Raw genomic sequence first — 15,934 nt, forward strand, 5'->3', positions numbered from 1 at the left:
GAAAACCAGTATAAAAATCTATTATAACAGAAATAAGCAGGAATATTAACTTACCAACAGTATTATTACTTGATAGAAAGTAGGTGATTATTTTCAAAATAATGCAATCGATTACCTCTTACGGAATCGATTCCGTAATTGGCGCAACTAAATAGGCTTTTACCACAACCTCCGGAGGAAGCTATCCACCAGGTCTACAGTCTCACTGAACCAAGGTTCAAACAGCCAAAAGGGATGAGGACTGTCAGAAAAAGAATGTACTTCTGAATAGATTCCTAAAGCCTCCAACTTTTTGATCATATCATCTTGACCGGCATGAAACCTAGGGTACTGGCTGTTGAAAAACAAAATAGGCACGGCTTTTCCCCCTACCTGATGCAGTGCACTTGCTGCGTCCCATACATTGGGGACCTCTTCATAGGTCCCTCCCAACCATTGAGCGGCCACTTCTCCTTCCGATGACTCGGGATGATGGAATGCCAATACCCCGTCCATATCAATCACCGCATGCACATCAGAAGAAACGCTCAGCGGGCCATCACCTTCATATTCCTTCCGGCCGTTGGTAAAGCCAACCAATGCCGCCAGCTGCCCACCTGCCGAACCTCCTGAAATGGCCACCTTATTGGTATCCAAACCAAATTGTTCGGCATGGGCCTTAAACCATTTGATCGCCTCCTTGACATCATGAACCCCAGCAGGATAGGGCGCTTCCAGCGAAAGCCTGTAATCCATCACCGCGGTGACATATCCCTTAGCAGCAACCGCCCTGGCCAAGGGCTCCTGAAGCCCCCTGTTTCCAGATCTCCAGCCTCCACCATGCACGAACAATACGCCAGGTTTCAGCTTTTTATGTTTTTGCTCAGGATAAAAGACATCCATCTTTAATTCCCTGTAACCTAATTCTTTATAACTGATCTCCCTGGTCTCTGTAATCCCATCAATAACTCCATTGAAAGCTGGTTTAATGTTGGGAAAATCTTTCCTGTACTTTTTATAGGAACTGGCCAAATTAAAGGAAGTATCTTTCTCAAAACCGTACCAAGGAAATCCAAAGGCATTCTTCGACCGGTTTCGTCCGGAAAAAATGTTTTCATGCTTGTAAAGTCCTGCTTCATCCTCACTCAGTTGCTGCGCCCATTCAGCCCTTTGGTCAGGATTGGCACCTGCACCGGTAGTACCGAATTCGGCATAGAAGGTAGTTTTTTCATTTTCCGCTTTTCCCCAATTGTTCCATCCTTCCGGGACAATATGCCCCCCCATCTCACAGTTGAGGAATACCGTTTTGGCATAGCTCCTCCAGGGGCGTCCCAAAAAGACACGGTCCACCCCGTCCGCGGCTGTCAACCGGCAGTTTTTGAAGACATAGCCATAATCCACCCATTCCGGAGTAGAAGCGGCCGTAATGTAGGAATTGCTTTTGGAATAAATCTCACAATTCTCAAAAAGGGCCGTCGCCGATCCAAATATAAAATCAGTGGTACCTTCGATATAACAGTTCTTATAATATTGTCGGCTGTTTTCACCGCTGGCAAACATGGTATCCTGATCTCCTTTGAAATGACAATTCTCAAAAAACAAGCGGTCACCTTCAGCATGCAAAGCCACTGCCTGCCCTACCGAACCTGCGGTATTTTGGATGGTCATGTCTTTAAATATCAAACTGTTGCCCCACACCAACAAGGTGTAGGAATCAAAGGTATCCATATAGTTTTTTCCTGTATGGTCATCATAGGTAAGGATGGTTTTATCAGGCCCATCCCCCTTAAAGGTAACATTGGTAATGGTTCCGGGAATCTCCAGTTTTTCTTTATAAACCCCTTCTTTGATGTATACTGTAATGGGCTTGGGCAGGTACACCCTGATCGCCTCCAAGGCATCAGCAATGTAGAGAAAATCCCCGCTCCCATCCTTGGCAACCACTATATCCTCCTGTACCTTTCCCTTTAGGTTGGTAATTTTACCATTTTTGGGATAAGAGTTCACATGCTGGGCGTATGCGGCTCCCCATATCGAGAGACAAAAGAAGAGTAAAAGGCATGTTATAAATCGGTTCATTTTTATTAGTCTTGAGTAGGGAGTATTGAGTCTTGAGTCTAATGTCTAGCATCTAGCGTCTTTTTTCCAACCCGGTCATGGCTTTATAGACCAACTGCGCTACCGCCTTGGCTCCTTCTGGCTGAAAATGGGTATTGTCATTGCTTCCTTCAGGGTAAGCTTCATATAATCCAGGACCAAAGTTCATAAAATAATGTACACTCACATAATCCTTTCCTTTTGAGGTAAAATGCTCCATGGACAATTTTGTCAGATCGATCAACAATGCCTCCTGTTCCTCCGCCACTTCCACCGCAGCGGTATAGTAAGCACCGTGCACATTTTGAAGCTCCCCATCCTTCCAGGGATAGTTCCTGTTTACCGGCGTCAACACAATGGGGATGGCTCCCTTCTCTCTTGTTTGGGAAATAAACAGCCTGATATATTCCTTGTACCCTTCTGTAGTCACATATCGCTCTGGTTTGTTTTCAGCGGCATCATTGTGTCCAAACTGCATCAAAACAAGATCTCCGGGCTCCAAGCCTTCGTAAACTGCACGCCATCGTCCTTCTTCAAAAAATGTCCTTGTGCTTCTACCTCCTCTTGCCCTATCATCCACAAGGATGGAATCAGCCTTGACCAGCCCTTTTAACTCAGGTAAATTAGCTTTCCCCATAAAAGGTTGAAACACCTGCCCCCAGCCCATAACTGGGTATCGGGTTTTCATGTAGTCCTTTCCGAGCTCATAGTCATTACTATAATCCGCCACAGTCGAATCACCAATAAGATAGACTTTTGCGATTTTTTCCTTAGGCTGAAAAGCAAGTAAAAGGGTGAGCAATAAAATAAGGGAGAGTAATCTGGTTTTCATCTGGCTTATTGGGGTTTATTGGATAAGGATTTTTTACTCTTTCAAGAACATTTCAAGTTCGGGAAGCTTCTTTCTCAGTTCTTCGACCACCAGGTCACAGACTTTAAAGGCTCCTGTGGGAGACAAATGGGTATTATCTTCCTGCCCTTTTTGGAAACGCTCATAATCGCCCGGTCTGTAATGAAGAAAAAGCTCCTTGGATTTTTCGTAACCAAACTGTTCAATCAGGGCAACGGTCTTTTTGTGCAGGTCAAACAGAGGAATATCATATTCCTCAGCTACTTCCCTCACCACCTCCGAATACCGTCCATGGGTATCGATCAGCTTTTGGTTTTCATCATAGCTCCTTCTGGAAATAGGGGTAGCCAATACTGGTCTCCCTCCCTTTTCGTAAGTTTCTTTGATGTACCGGATCAGGTTGTCTCTGTATTCAGTATCTGGTGCAGAATACCGGTCTGGGGATTTTATCTTCTGATCATTGTGACCAAACTCAATCACCACATAATCGCCTGGCTGTATGCTATTGTACACCTTATCCCAATGCCCTTCTCCCCGGAAACTTTTGGAGCTTCTTCCATTCAGGGCATGGTTTTCCACCCGGACACCCTCTTTGAAATAAAGGCCAAAAACCTGGCCCCAGCCTTTTTCAGGATTGCTTCCCGCATAGGATTTATTGGCCATGGTCGAGTCCCCAATGAGGAAGATCGTGATTTCTCGATCCTTCTGAGCAAAGGAAGTTATTAAACCAACTACGGCTACTAAAAGTAAAATCGACAGTTTTTTCATCACTTTATCTTTATAGCATTAACAGGAAGCTCCTTACCTGATATCAATTGATCTTTCAAAGCGGTAAAATCGCCTTTATCAAAATGGATATTACCGCTTAATCTGCCCAGTACCTTTACCGGAACCATTCCATTGTCTACAAAGGAAAAACCGCTGACATCCACATTTTTGCTATTATAAATGGTCAGCGCAGGAGTCTTCTCTGCAATGACCTTTACATTTTTCAGCTCCAGACCATCGGTATCGATCACGGTTATTCCATTTTTCGCTTCCAAAAGTGCATTTTCCAACCTTACATTTTCCAGGCTCTTTTCAGGAAGCCCCATGAAAAACGCAGCAGTACCTGATCCGGTAGCGGTAATGTTTTTCATGTAAATATTTCTGAAAGCCGGAGTTTCTTCAGTGACAGGGACAAGGGCTTCGTCTCTGGCCTCGTCCTCTGCATTTTGATCTTCTTCCAGCACCGGGGAATTGCCGCCATAAAACATATTGAATCGAATTGCATCGGTCGGAATATTGATCATGTTGATATTGGAAATATAAATATCCTCTACCACTCCCCCTCGGCCACGGGTGCTCTTAAACCTCAACCCTACATCGGTTCCGATAAAAGTACATTCAGAAACATGCACATTCCTTACTCCTCCAGACATCTCGCTTCCCACCACAAAACCACCATGTGCGTGATAAACGGTATTGTTTTTCACGATCACATTTTCCGTGGGCATGCCCCTATCTCTCCCATCTTTATCCTTTCCTGATTTGATGCAGATGGCATCATCTCCTACATCAAAGGTATTGTTATAGATCAAAACATTTTTGCAGGATTCCAGGTCAAGTCCATCACCGTTTTGACTGTACCAGGGATTCCTCACTTTAAGGTTTCGGATCACCATATTTTCACTCATCAAGGGATGAATGTTCCAAGCCGGGGAATTCTGGAAAGTAGGCCCATCCAACAGCACTTTGTTGCATTTCACCAGGCTTACCATTACCGGCCGCAAAAAATCCTTTACGGAAGACAGTTCATCTTCACCAATCAGATCGGGGACATTGAAATTCGAACTGCTGACATATCCTCTTTTGGCGCTGGCGGTAGGGAACCACATCTTTTCATCATCGGAAAGTACCCCTCCGGATTTCACCAATTTGCTCCATTGGTTATCGGTCATCTTTCCTCGCTTTACGGGTCTCCAGGCATCACCATTGCCATCAATGACACCGGCACCGGTAATCGCAATGTTTTCGGCTTCCAGTGCATTGATCGGGGAAATACAGCGGACAGTGTTCAATCCTTCAAAACTGGTTTTCACTAAAGGGTAATCGTCAAAATCCTTGCTGAAAAGGACCAAAGCCCCATCTTCCAAATAAAGGTGGATATTACTCTTCAAGGTAATCGGTCCCGTAAGCCAAATGCCCCTTGGGACAATGACCTTCCCTCCGCCTTTTTCAGCCACATGCTCTATTGCTTTGGCAAAGGCTTCCGAATTTTTGGTTTTACCATCGGCCTTGGCTCCATAATCCGCTATACTCACTGAATATGACGGAAATGAGGGCAGTTGCACCTTGGGCATATTTATTTCTACCCCTTCATATATGGCAGCATCCACAGGAGCTATTTGACGCGCCTGGCTGAAGCCCACGGTGACCATAAAGGCGATGGCCAACATTAACCTTTTATACATCTTTTCCATTGTCTTTATCATTTTGTAAACCTGAACCAATCCACATCGGCATAGCCGGAATCGTTAATTTTACTTTCCCTTACCGCGAATAGTCCTACTTTCGCACCTATCCACTTGCCCGGAACAGCGGTAAAAGTATCTTCCACCTTGGTAAACTTCTTGCCATTTTCACTATAACTGAACTGGCAAATAGCCCCTTCACCCACCTCCACGCGGAGCTGAACCTTGTTACCTGAAAGCTTCTTGATGGTGGTTTCTTTTTCCGGTTTGCCGTGCTCCGCATCTTCGCATTCCACATATTTCAGGTAAATACCGTCTTGCTTACTTTCCAAGGCCAGGTAGGCATAACTCATCCCCATTACGATCAGCCCGCTTTTCTCATCTTCTAGCTTTTCATTGGGATAAAAGGTCAGTTCTGTGGTGGTCGTAAATTTTTCCGCAGGAAATTTCTGCAAAAGCAAATTAGGAGCATCCCAAAGGTTCTTTGCCCCTTCAGGAAGCTGATCTGTATAAAGTCTCAACATTCCTTTGGAAGGATTGGCAAAAGCCCAGGTTGCTTCTGGATTGGCATGCCATTGCCACTGAGGGCCAATATCATTCCCCTCAAATTCATCACTATCATCCGGAGTGGATATCGGATATTTCTGACCTACATCAGGCTTCTGATAGCGCATCACTGGCTGGCCAGTCCCGTCACCATCGGGATCTTCCCCCATGGTCGGCCAATCACTTTCCCACCACATTGGCTGCATGTGTACAATTCGGCCATAAGCTTCCTTATCCTGAAAATGGAGGAACCAGTTTTCTCCATTTTCCAATTCCACCCATCCACCTTGGTGAGGACCGTTGATCGCAGTATTGCCTTGGTCCAGGGAAATATGTTCCTCATACGGGCCATAAGGGCTTTCTGATCTAAGGATCAGCTGCCAACCTGTGGAAACCCCTCCAGCAGGGACAAAAATGTAATAATATCCGTTTCTTTTATAAAATTTTGTTCCTTCTACTGTGGGATGGTTTTCATGTCCGTCAAACACCAGCTTTCCGGCGCCCAATATCTTTGTACCATCTTCACTCATAGGCTTTACGACCAATACACTCTTTATCCCAGCCCTACTTCCGGCAAAAGCATGGGACAGGTAAGCCTTGCCGTCCTCATCCCACAAAGGACAAGGGTCGATCAGTCCTTTGCCTGCTTGGACCAATACCGGCTCTTCCCAATCGCCGGCAGGATCCTTGGTCTTTACCATAAAAATCCCGAAATCGGGATCTCCCCAATAAATAAAGAATTCTCCCTTATGATAGCGGATGGCCGGGGCCCAAACCCCATTCCCATGCTGGGGCTTGCTAAAATGTTCAAATGGAGGCAGCCGGTCCAATGCATAGTTGATCACTTCCCAGTTGACCAAGTCCTTTGAATGAAGTATTGGAAGACCTGGAACGGCATTGAAACTCGAGGCGGTCATATAAAAGTCATCGCCTACTCTGCACAAATCAGGATCAGAATAATCGGAATGTAAGACGGGATTGATATAGGTGCCGTCTCCTTGATCCGATACCCAAACTTCTGAGGGTTTTTGATCCTGTCCGTATAAGGTCATAGAAGTTCCTACTGCCAATAATACACTGGCAAAAAGTGGTTTGCTTAATTTCATTTTGGGGGTTATTTTTGGTTTACGCTTTTATAGTACTTTATTCCTGATTACATGCTTTCTTACCCGTAAGCTTATTTTCCTTGGTTTTTAGAAACTAATCAAACAGTTAAGAAAAATACCTGCCCTTATCAGCGAAATCAGCGGGAAACTATATTAATCTTTGCCTCCCGTGATATCAACCTACCGTCGCCAATCATTCAATCACCTGCATTGGGTCCCAATTGTCTTCTCCTCCAAGGATATTGGCTACGGTATAGGCGGAACCGATGTCGGGGGTCAGCTGCCAGGACCACATTACTCGATCATCTGGAGCGGCGCCCGGGCCGAAAGACTGATATTCGGCATAGAAGCTGTTTTCTTCTGCTGCCGGTTTTCCCCAATTATGCCAGCCTTCTGGAATAATATGGGGGCCCATTTCACACTTGATAAACACGGTCTGAGCATACTCCCGCCAAGGCCGTCCAAGGTAAACACTCTTAGGCGGTGCATTTCCTGTCAGTTTACAATTGATAAACACAAAGCCGTGCAGGCTCTCCTTGTCGGTAGAGGCAGCGGTTATATAGCTTCCTCCCTCTTTAGAGAAGATCTCACAGTTTTCAAATACCGCTGTTGACCAACCAAAGATAAAATCCACCGTACCCTCTATATAGCAATCCTTATAATACTGCCGACTGCCTTTTCCATGTGGATACAAGGTATCCTGAAAGCCGAGAAAACGGCAATTCTCAAAAACCACTTTATCCCCTTCTACCCGAACGGCTACTGCTTGTCCCACGGGACCCGACGAATTCTCAAACGTGATGTTTTTAGCAAAAAAACCGTCTCCAAAAACGAAAAAGCTGGAAGAGCCTGTAGTCCCCATTTCCTCCCCAAAACTGTTCTGCTTGGAAGCATAATCATCATAGGTGATGACCGTTTCCAAGGCTCCATCTCCGATCAGATGCACGTTGGTCTTGGTAGAAGGCAAGGTGAGCTTCTCTTTGTAAACCCCTGGCTTTAGATGAATTTTGGTCACCTTTTTCCGGAAATCAGGAATGCTGTTAAATGCTTCCTGAATGCTCTTAAAATCTCCTGAGCCATCCTTGGCCACTATGATGTCAGCTTCTTGAGCCTGAACCAGTCCGCTCAAAAGGGTAAAGACGAGACCCAAAAGATATTTGCCCGTGTTTTTAATTGGTTTAGACATATTTTTATGCATCAACTCAGCTTTTAATAATGAAGTTAATTCCACAAGGTGATAGGTAAGCCATCATTTGCCTCCCCTTATTTCAATGCTTCGTACTGAAGGGATGCCAAAATGAAAGGGCCAACGCCTTTGGGATCATTATCCCTGATGGGTTCATTAATATAGTATTCGTAGGATCCATCTCTATAAGGATTTCCTCCCAGTCCTGCCACTGCACACACATTGGTGAGACTGATTCCACCGTCAGCATCTTCACGCACAAACTCCTGGAGCAACCCTTTATAAGCTTTAATACCATAGTCTTGGTATTTTTGATCTATATAGCCCTTGGCGGAAGCTTTCAGCAAAAAGTAGGTAAACATGCTGGAAGCGGAAGATTCCAGGTAGTTGCCTTCCCTTTCAGCCTGATCGACCACTTGGTACCAAACGCCTGTTTCATCCTGATACCTGATGATTCCCGCTGCGATTTTTTGGGCCACCTCAATGACCTTATCTCTTCCAGGATGGTCTTCCGGCAGGTAATCAAGCACATCCACTACCGCCATACTGAACCATCCTATGCTTCTTCCCCAATAGTTTTTTGACAAACCGGTCTCGGGATCAGCCCATTTTTGCTCTTTGCTCTCATCCCAGGCATGATGGTACAATCCGGTCTCTTCACTGTAGCCGTATTTGTCCATCAAATAAATCTGTTTGACAACATCCTCAAATAGCCCAGGCTCATTGAAAACAGCCCCATACCTGGCTAAAAAAGGAGACGCCATGTATAGACCATCCAACCACATTTGATGTGGATACACTTTCTTATGCCAAAAACCTCCCTCTGATGTTCTTGGATGTTCCCGCATTTGATCGCGCAATTCCTCCAAAGCAATCTTGTAGGCTTCTTTATCGGTTTCTTCGTACAAACCAATCAGGAACCTCCCGCCATTTACTCTGTCGATATTATAATCACTCTTTTTATAGGTCATGATGACGCCTTCTTCATCGATCATAAAATCGGCAAATTTCTCGATGTACGCTAAGTACTTTTTATCTTCTGTGCGCTCATAGACTTTCTCCATGGCGGTCATGATCAGTCCATGGGTATATTCCCATTTGGGCTTTTCATTGAAATCAAGTGTCCAACCATCAGGGTTCCTGTTGATTTCAGCATCAGCCATCCTTACTGAATAGACCTTTTTTTCTTCTACGGTTTCAGCAGTTTCACCAGTAGTATTCTCGGATTTGGTCCCGCAAGAAGTAAGGGACATAGCAGCTAGAAGCGCCGCTGAAACCACGTATTTTATAGAGGAATGGTTAAGGAGCATTGTTTTTTAGGTTTATGGTTATTTCTTCTTCTAGAAACAGAAATAGTATTTTTCAAAAAATTGGAGTCCCTACAGGCTGCAGGACCAAAACATCGGAAATATCATCCTTCCCGATTTGAATTCCAAAATAACAAGAAGGGATAGTTAACCTAATGGATTCAAGGTTATGCTTGATAAAAGAGGTAATTTTTTTCATGATTATTAGGGGTTATTGCTATTTGACTAAAGTCCAATTTATGAAAATGTTCCGGGATATTTTTGAAAAGCCCCCTTCATACGATGGGGGCATTTCACATCATTAACCCTAAACTAATTACATATGATACATCTATTTTATCGCTCCCTTTAAGCTTCCTTTCTCTAAAACACCGGAAACCTGGAGAGAATTAAATATCAACATTGAGCAATCGATTGCATATTTAATTATTTTTTTCCAGAGATTAAAATTTTAACTCCATTTTTCCTTAAAATAATTTTTATAAAGGGCAAAATCAGATTATTTATCCTATTTATTTCACAATCAACCTGAAATTCAGTAAAAAATATTAGCCCTTATAGTTTACAATTCAAAAATAAATAAACTATATTGCGCAAACGATTACATTATAAATTCAGTTATAATGGTAAAAAATAAGCACCCATTTTAACCTGCTGCTAAAATCCGCAGCCTTCGTATCTCCAACATCTAAATCCGGTGATTTCGAAAGATTTGTATTAAATTCGGGGTTTTGGCCACTTGATTAGAAACATGAACAAGAGAAAAAAAGCAACCATTCATGACATAGCATCAAAACTGGGGATTACCGCCAGCACTGTTTCCAGGGCTTTGAACAATCATCCCCGTATAAGCGATGCCACCAAAAAACTGGTCAACAAAACCGCCAAAGAAATCAATTACCAGCCAAACAATATTGCTGCAGCCTTGAGAAACGGCCGCAGTAAGCTGATAGGCATCGTAGTACCGACCGTAAACAGGGATTTTTTCTCTTCCGTGGTACGTGGTATTGAAGAAATCGCCAACCAACTGAATTATAAAGTCATCATCAGTCAGTCCTATGAAAATTTCGAGCAGGAAGTCCAGACCGTGGACGCGCTGTTAAGTGCCAGGGTGGACGGCATCATCATGTCCATAGGAAAAAACACCGAGGATTTTGAGCATTTGGAAAGAGTAGTGGAAAAAGGCATTCCCTTGGTACTTTTTGACCGGATTACCGACCAAGTTGATGTCAACCAAGTAGTCATAGACGATTATATGGGGGCCTATAAATCCGTGGAGCACCTTATTGAAAATGGCTATAAAAGAATTGCACATTTTACCAATCCCAGAAAAATCAATATTTACAGCGAAAGGCTACGCGGCTACATCGATGCATTAAAAGACAATGGTATCAAACTGGACAAAGACCTGATCATTGAAAGTAATATGCAATTGGAGGACGGGAAGCAGTGTACCCTTCAAATGCTGGAAGAGGGCCTTGACTTTGATGCCATCTTCTCCTCCAGTGATTATGCGGCCATGGGAGCCATGCAAGTGTTAAAAGATAAAGGCATCAGTGTTCCAGATCAGGTAGGCTTGGCGGGCTTTGGCAATGAACCATTCACCTCTTTCACTACCCCTTCGCTTACCACGATTGACCAGGTAAGTATCCCGATGGGAAATGTGGCCGCTGAACTGTTCTTCGAACTTCTGAAAGCCGATCCCAAAAAATACGTTCCACAAAAAACGGTTCTAAAACCAGAACTGATCATCCGCGGATCTTCGGTCCGAAAAGTGGCCCAAACCGTCTAAAAATCAATAAAATAACATTTAAAATCATATAAGCACATGTTGGACGAAGTGAGCAATCGATTGCGCAAACCTAAAAACAAGTTCCTTTCTGAGGACTTTTTACTACAGAATGACTTTGCAAAGGTACTTTACCATGATTATGCGAAAAAGCTTCCGATCATCGACTACCATTGCCATCTGTCACCCAAAGACATCGCTGAAAACCGTAAGTTTAATAACCTAACCGAAATATGGCTAGCCGGTGACCATTACAAATGGAGAGCAATGCGAACCCTTGGGGTGGATGAAAAATTCATTACGGGCAAGGCTTCCAGCGACAAGGAAAAATTCCAAAAATGGGCTGAAACGGTTCCTTATACCTTAAGAAATCCGCTTTACCATTGGACTCATCTGGAGCTGAAAAGGTATTTTGATATCGACCAATTATTAAGCCCTGAATCGGCCGATGAGGTTTATGAAAAAGCCACCGCCCTTCTCCAGGAACCTTCACACAATACCCAAGGATTGCTGAAATTGATGAATGTGGAAACCGTTTGTTCCACGGACGATCCGATTGATGGCTTGGAATATCATATCCAGGCCAAAGCAGAAAACACAAACCCCAACCTTTTTCCTGCTTTCCGTCCCGACAAGGCTTATGCAGTAGAAAACCCTGTGGATTATTTGTCCTATTTGGACAAACTTCAGAATGTCAGCGGGATCAATATCGACAACTATGGAGACCTGCTCAAGGCCCTGGAAAACAGAATTGAATTCTTCCATAAACACGGGGGAAGACTTTCTGACCATGGTTTGGAACAACTCTATTTCTTCAAACAAGGGCAATATGATGTAGAGCAACTTTTCAAAAAATTAAAAGCTGAAGCTTCCCTGTCTTTAGAAGAAATCAATTATTTTAAATTCGAAACATTGCTGCACCTGAGCAGAATGTACCATGCAAAAGGCTGGACACAGCAATTTCACTTGGGAGCCTTAAGAAACACCAACGACCGAATGATGCGCATCCTGGGGCCTGACACCGGATTTGACTCCATCGGGGACTTCTCCCAGGCACAGGCAATTGCCAAATTCCTCAATGAACTGGACAGCACAGACCAGCTCGCCAAAACCATCCTTTACAACCTTAACCCTGCCGACAACGAGGTCATGGCCACCATGATCGGAAATTTCAATGACGGTTCTGTCCGGGGCAAGATCCAGTTTGGTTCAGGCTGGTGGTTCCTTGATCAAAAAGACGGCATGGAAAAGCAAATGAACGCACTTTCCAACATGGGTCTCCTTAGCTGCTTTGTAGGCATGCTTACCGACTCTAGAAGCTTCCTTTCTTTCCCTAGACATGAATATTTCAGAAGGACACTTTGTAACCTTATAGGCAAAGATGTGGAGAATGGAGAGCTTCCTGCCGATGAAAAATGGTTAGGAAAAATAGTCAGTGATATCTGTTATCATAATGCCAAAAATTACTTCCAATTTGAAAAATAGCAATTCACTATAGATCATGAAAACACTCAACAGACAAAACGTTCCACAATTGACAGAAAGACCTGTCAAAGTGCTCCAGTTTGGAGAAGGAAATTTTTTAAGGGGCTTTGTCGATTGGATCATCGACACCATGAATGAAAAAACCGATTTCAATGGGGATGTTCAGTTGGTACAGCCCATTGCAAACGGTATGGGTGAGCTCATCAACAAGCAGGATGGACTCTATCATGTGCAGTTAAGCGGGATCCAAAAAGGAGAAGCCAAAGAAGAGACCAAACTCATTACCTGTGTTCGTGGAGTAGTAAACCCTTATGCGGATTATGATGCCTATCTTAAACTGGCCGAAAATCCTGATTTAAGATTTATCATTTCCAACACCACGGAAGCAGGTATTTCTTACAATCCTGAGGATGAGCAAAAAGACAGGATATCTTCTTCTTTTCCAGGAAAATTGACCGCATTGCTTTATAAGCGGTTTGACACTTTTAATGGAGACCAATCAAAAGGCTTGCATATCATTCCTTGCGAGCTGATTGATAAAAACGGCGATAAATTAAAAGAAATTATCCTAAAATATGCTGCCCTTTGGCAACTTCCTAAAGGTTTTATCAATTGGATCAATGAGGCCAATACTTTCTCCAACACCTTGGTAGACAGAATCGTCCCCGGTTTTCCTAAAGAGACCATACAGGAAATCCAGGAAAATATCGGTTATGGAGATAACTTGGTGGTAAAAGCGGAGCCCTTTCACCTTTGGGTAATCGAGGGGCCTGATTCGGTAAAAGTTGAATTCCCTGCCGAAAAAGCCGGATTGGATGTCAAATTCGTCAAAGACCAGTCTCCTTACAGAACCAGAAAAGTAAGGATCCTCAATGGAGCCCATACCTCATTAGTTCCTGTCGCCTACCTGCATGGACTGAGAACAGTGCGCGAATCCGTGGAAGATCCGATCATCGGCACCTTCCTCAACGACACAATCCAGAAGGAAATCATCCCGACCTTGGACCTTCCTAAGGAAGAGCTGGAGCAGTTTGCCAATGATGTAATGGACAGGTTTAAAAACCCTTATGTAAAACATATGCTCAGCTCGATTGCGCTGAATTCCATTTCTAAATATAAAGTGAGGGTACTTCCTTCACTGTTGGAATATGTAAAAAGAACGGACGAGCTACCTAAAAACCTTGTTCGCTCTCTTGCTGCACTGGTGGTATTTTACAAAGGCAGCTACAATGGAGAAGCCACTCCTGTAAATGACGACCAGGACATTGTGGATTTCTTCAGTTCGGTTTGGAAAAAAGACGACCTAGAGGAAATTTCCAGTGAAGTACTTAAAAACACTACACTTTGGGACATGGACTTGACTACAGTGAAAGGCTTGGAGGCAGCGGTAGCTGAAAACCTCGGAAGCCTGGTAGATAAAGAAAAGGTTTAACTAATAAACCCCTAATTTCTGAAATACAATATGTGTTTTAGTTTTTAAATCAAAAAAAGGAAGCCATGATGGCTTCCTTTTTCTTATTCGCTCAGTTCGTATTTTAATGTCTTCCCTTTTTCCACGGCAGGAATCCCCTCTGTCATCCAAAGCGGTGCCGGATCCCCTTTGAGATAATGATCAAAGAACTGGGAAAGCCTCACCGACAAATCTTTCCGGTTCTTTCTTTGCCGAAGGTTATGGTCTTCCCCGTTATAAACCAAGAGCCAAGCAGGGGTCCTGTTCCTTTTCAGTGCCATGAAAAACTCAATTCCTTGATACCAGGGGACAGCTCCGTCTTTGTCATTGTGCATGATCAAAACCGGTGTACTTACCCGATCCGCAAAAAACAGCGGGGAATTTTCAATGTATTTCATCGGCTTTTCCCAAAGCGTCCCCCCTATTCTGGATTGTGTCTGCTCATATTGGAACATCCTGCTCATGCCTGAGCCCCACCGAATGCCACCGTAAGCAGAAGTCATATTGGCCACGGGCGCTCCTGCTCCTGCTGCTTTGAACATATCGGTTTGTGTAATCAGGTAAGCCACCTGATAGCCACCCCAGCTTTGCCCCTGAATGGCCATATTTTCCGCATCAATATACCCTTTAGAGACTACCGATTGGACACCGGGAATGATACAGTTATAGGCACTTGGACCCGGATAACCGATTTCATATTTGATATCAGGAACAAATACCACATACTCGTTGCTGACAAAATAAGGAATGTTGATAATGGAGGCACTGGGAACTGGACTGATATAATTATGGAAACTATCCGACCTGCGCTCATAAAAGTAGACCATCAAGGGATACTTTTTCTTGGGATCAAAATTTTCAGGTTTATAGATAAGCCCTTGTAAAGAATCACCTTTAAGGGTCATATATTGCGTCAGCTCTACAGTTCCCCAATGGACTTCTTTTTGTTGGGGGTTGGCATTGGAAAGTTTCACCAGCTCTCCCATTCCCAGATCCGAGGCATACACATCTGGATACTCCTGATAGGTGGACCTTCTCAAGATAACTTTTTCAGCATCTTTGGCTTTTTCAAGTCCATAATAGCTGTGATCCGTAAATACCAGTTGCTGAGGCAGCCTATCTCCCCCTAAATCTCCCAGAAAATAACCGGATTTCTTATTTCGTTCATTGAAGGCCTTGAGAATTAACGGCTGTTTCGGGTCGATACTTTCCTCTTCCCTGTCCAGTACTTCTCGCCTGAAACTTGTTTTATCACTTTTTCCAAGCCCCTTGGTAACACAAACTGGATCATTTTTACCCGTTGGATCGATCTTCCATACATCGTAACGATCGTAAACGATAAATTCCTCGTCCCCTACAGTCCATCCTGCACTTCCGTAAGAACTTGGCATACTTGGGGTATCATGCAGCTGATCATAAAAATCCCCATCAACATGAGCAGTAAGGTTAACGGTCTTCTGTTGGGCTATATTATAGGCTACCCAGGAACTATCACTGTAGCTATACCAATGCACAAATTTTGCTTCTGGAGAAAGGCTTGGATAAGCGCTCACATTCTCGGCAATCCTTCTTCTTTCCCCATTTTCTAAGTCTACCAGGTAAATATCCCTTCCTATTTGAATATCCCAACTGTAATTGATACGGTAAGGACTATCATCGGTAGCTACCGCCAATGTATGTCTGGCC

Annotated in this window: 12 protein-coding genes; 3 read left to right on the top strand and 9 right to left on the bottom strand. The window is 43.8% G+C overall.

The window, feature by feature from the left end; all coding sequences use genetic code 11:
• Window positions 1–159 precede the first annotated feature (159 nt).
• The 8 genes from ACYVAA_RS15590 to ACYVAA_RS15625 all read right to left on the bottom strand — a co-directional run bounded on the left by ACYVAA_RS15590 (window position 160) and on the right by ACYVAA_RS15625 (window position 9,723).
• On the bottom strand, window positions 160–2,058 hold the full coding sequence (locus ACYVAA_RS15590; protein ID WP_460543378.1) for a pectinesterase family protein: 1,899 nt from the start codon (window positions 2,056–2,058) through the stop codon (window positions 160–162).
• Window positions 2,059–2,110: 52 nt separating this feature from the next.
• Window positions 2,111–2,908, bottom strand: a complete 798-nt coding sequence (locus tag ACYVAA_RS15595) for a rhamnogalacturonan acetylesterase (protein WP_460543380.1) — start codon at window positions 2,906–2,908, stop codon at window positions 2,111–2,113.
• 33 nt (window positions 2,909–2,941) lie between these two features.
• On the bottom strand, window positions 2,942–3,694 hold the full coding sequence (locus tag ACYVAA_RS15600; RefSeq protein WP_460543382.1) for a rhamnogalacturonan acetylesterase: 753 nt from the start codon (window positions 3,692–3,694) through the stop codon (window positions 2,942–2,944).
• Window positions 3,694–5,379 carry a glycoside hydrolase family 28 protein gene (locus ACYVAA_RS15605; protein WP_460543384.1) on the bottom strand — a complete coding sequence of 562 codons (1,686 nt, stop codon included), beginning with the start codon at window positions 5,377–5,379 and terminating at the stop codon, window positions 3,694–3,696. The genes ACYVAA_RS15600 and ACYVAA_RS15605 overlap by 1 nt, the downstream gene beginning before the upstream one ends.
• 17 nt (window positions 5,380–5,396) lie before the next feature.
• Window positions 5,397–7,031: a glycoside hydrolase family 43 protein gene (locus tag ACYVAA_RS15610; protein ID WP_460543386.1), complete on the bottom strand. Its 1,635-nt coding sequence runs from the start codon at window positions 7,029–7,031 to the stop codon at window positions 5,397–5,399.
• Window positions 7,032–7,224: 193 nt separating this feature from the next.
• Window positions 7,225–8,217 carry a pectinesterase family protein gene (locus tag ACYVAA_RS15615; RefSeq protein ID WP_460543388.1) on the bottom strand — a complete coding sequence of 331 codons (993 nt, stop codon included), beginning with the start codon at window positions 8,215–8,217 and terminating at the stop codon, window positions 7,225–7,227.
• 77 nt (window positions 8,218–8,294) lie between these two features.
• The gene (locus ACYVAA_RS15620; protein ID WP_460543390.1) at window positions 8,295–9,527 is read right to left on the bottom strand and encodes a glycoside hydrolase family 88/105 protein; all 1,233 of its coding nucleotides are present in this window, start codon (window positions 9,525–9,527) and stop codon (window positions 8,295–8,297) included.
• 52 nt (window positions 9,528–9,579) lie between these two features.
• Window positions 9,580–9,723: a hypothetical protein gene (locus tag ACYVAA_RS15625; protein WP_460543392.1), complete on the bottom strand. Its 144-nt coding sequence runs from the start codon at window positions 9,721–9,723 to the stop codon at window positions 9,580–9,582.
• 552 nt (window positions 9,724–10,275) lie between these two features.
• Between ACYVAA_RS15625 and ACYVAA_RS15630 the strand changes: the two genes are divergently transcribed.
• From ACYVAA_RS15630 to ACYVAA_RS15640, 3 genes are read left to right on the top strand one after another with little or no spacing between them, the layout of a single operon-like run.
• On the top strand, window positions 10,276–11,316 hold the full coding sequence (locus ACYVAA_RS15630) for a LacI family DNA-binding transcriptional regulator (RefSeq protein ID WP_460543394.1): 1,041 nt from the start codon (window positions 10,276–10,278) through the stop codon (window positions 11,314–11,316).
• 36 nt (window positions 11,317–11,352) lie between these two features.
• Window positions 11,353–12,798 carry a glucuronate isomerase gene (gene uxaC / locus ACYVAA_RS15635; RefSeq protein WP_460543396.1) on the top strand — a complete coding sequence of 482 codons (1,446 nt, stop codon included), beginning with the start codon at window positions 11,353–11,355 and terminating at the stop codon, window positions 12,796–12,798.
• A gap of 16 nt (window positions 12,799–12,814) precedes the next feature.
• Entirely contained in the window at window positions 12,815–14,230 is a 1,416-nt protein-coding gene (locus ACYVAA_RS15640) for a tagaturonate reductase (protein WP_460543398.1), read from the top strand.
• 83 nt (window positions 14,231–14,313) lie between these two features.
• Here the strand turns inward: ACYVAA_RS15640 and ACYVAA_RS15645 are convergent.
• Window positions 14,314–15,934 (bottom strand): S9 family peptidase (locus ACYVAA_RS15645; protein ID WP_460543401.1); only part of this gene is annotated, 1,621 nt, incomplete at its 5' end.

This window comes from Echinicola sediminis (genome assembly GCF_054777495.1).

Excerpts from the sequence above, each read along its gene's own strand:
- ACYVAA_RS15625 (WP_460543392.1), bottom strand. The coding sequence starts at position 9,723 with ATGAAAAAAATTACCTCTTTTATCAAGCATAACCTTGAATCCATTAGG.
- ACYVAA_RS15595 (WP_460543380.1), bottom strand. The coding sequence starts at position 2,908 with ATGAAAACCAGATTACTCTCCCTTATTTTATTGCTCACCCTTTTACTT.
- ACYVAA_RS15590 (WP_460543378.1), bottom strand. The coding sequence starts at position 2,058 with ATGAACCGATTTATAACATGCCTTTTACTCTTCTTTTGTCTCTCGATA.
- ACYVAA_RS15620 (WP_460543390.1), bottom strand. The coding sequence starts at position 9,527 with ATGCTCCTTAACCATTCCTCTATAAAATACGTGGTTTCAGCGGCGCTT.
- ACYVAA_RS15605 (WP_460543384.1), bottom strand. The coding sequence starts at position 5,379 with ATGTATAAAAGGTTAATGTTGGCCATCGCCTTTATGGTCACCGTGGGC.
- ACYVAA_RS15640 (WP_460543398.1), top strand. The coding sequence starts at position 12,815 with ATGAAAACACTCAACAGACAAAACGTTCCACAATTGACAGAAAGACCT.
- ACYVAA_RS15630 (WP_460543394.1), top strand. The coding sequence starts at position 10,276 with ATGAACAAGAGAAAAAAAGCAACCATTCATGACATAGCATCAAAACTG.
- uxaC (WP_460543396.1), top strand. The coding sequence starts at position 11,353 with ATGTTGGACGAAGTGAGCAATCGATTGCGCAAACCTAAAAACAAGTTC.
- ACYVAA_RS15610 (WP_460543386.1), bottom strand. The coding sequence starts at position 7,031 with ATGAAATTAAGCAAACCACTTTTTGCCAGTGTATTATTGGCAGTAGGA.
- ACYVAA_RS15600 (WP_460543382.1), bottom strand. The coding sequence starts at position 3,694 with ATGAAAAAACTGTCGATTTTACTTTTAGTAGCCGTAGTTGGTTTAATA.
- ACYVAA_RS15615 (WP_460543388.1), bottom strand. The coding sequence starts at position 8,217 with ATGTCTAAACCAATTAAAAACACGGGCAAATATCTTTTGGGTCTCGTC.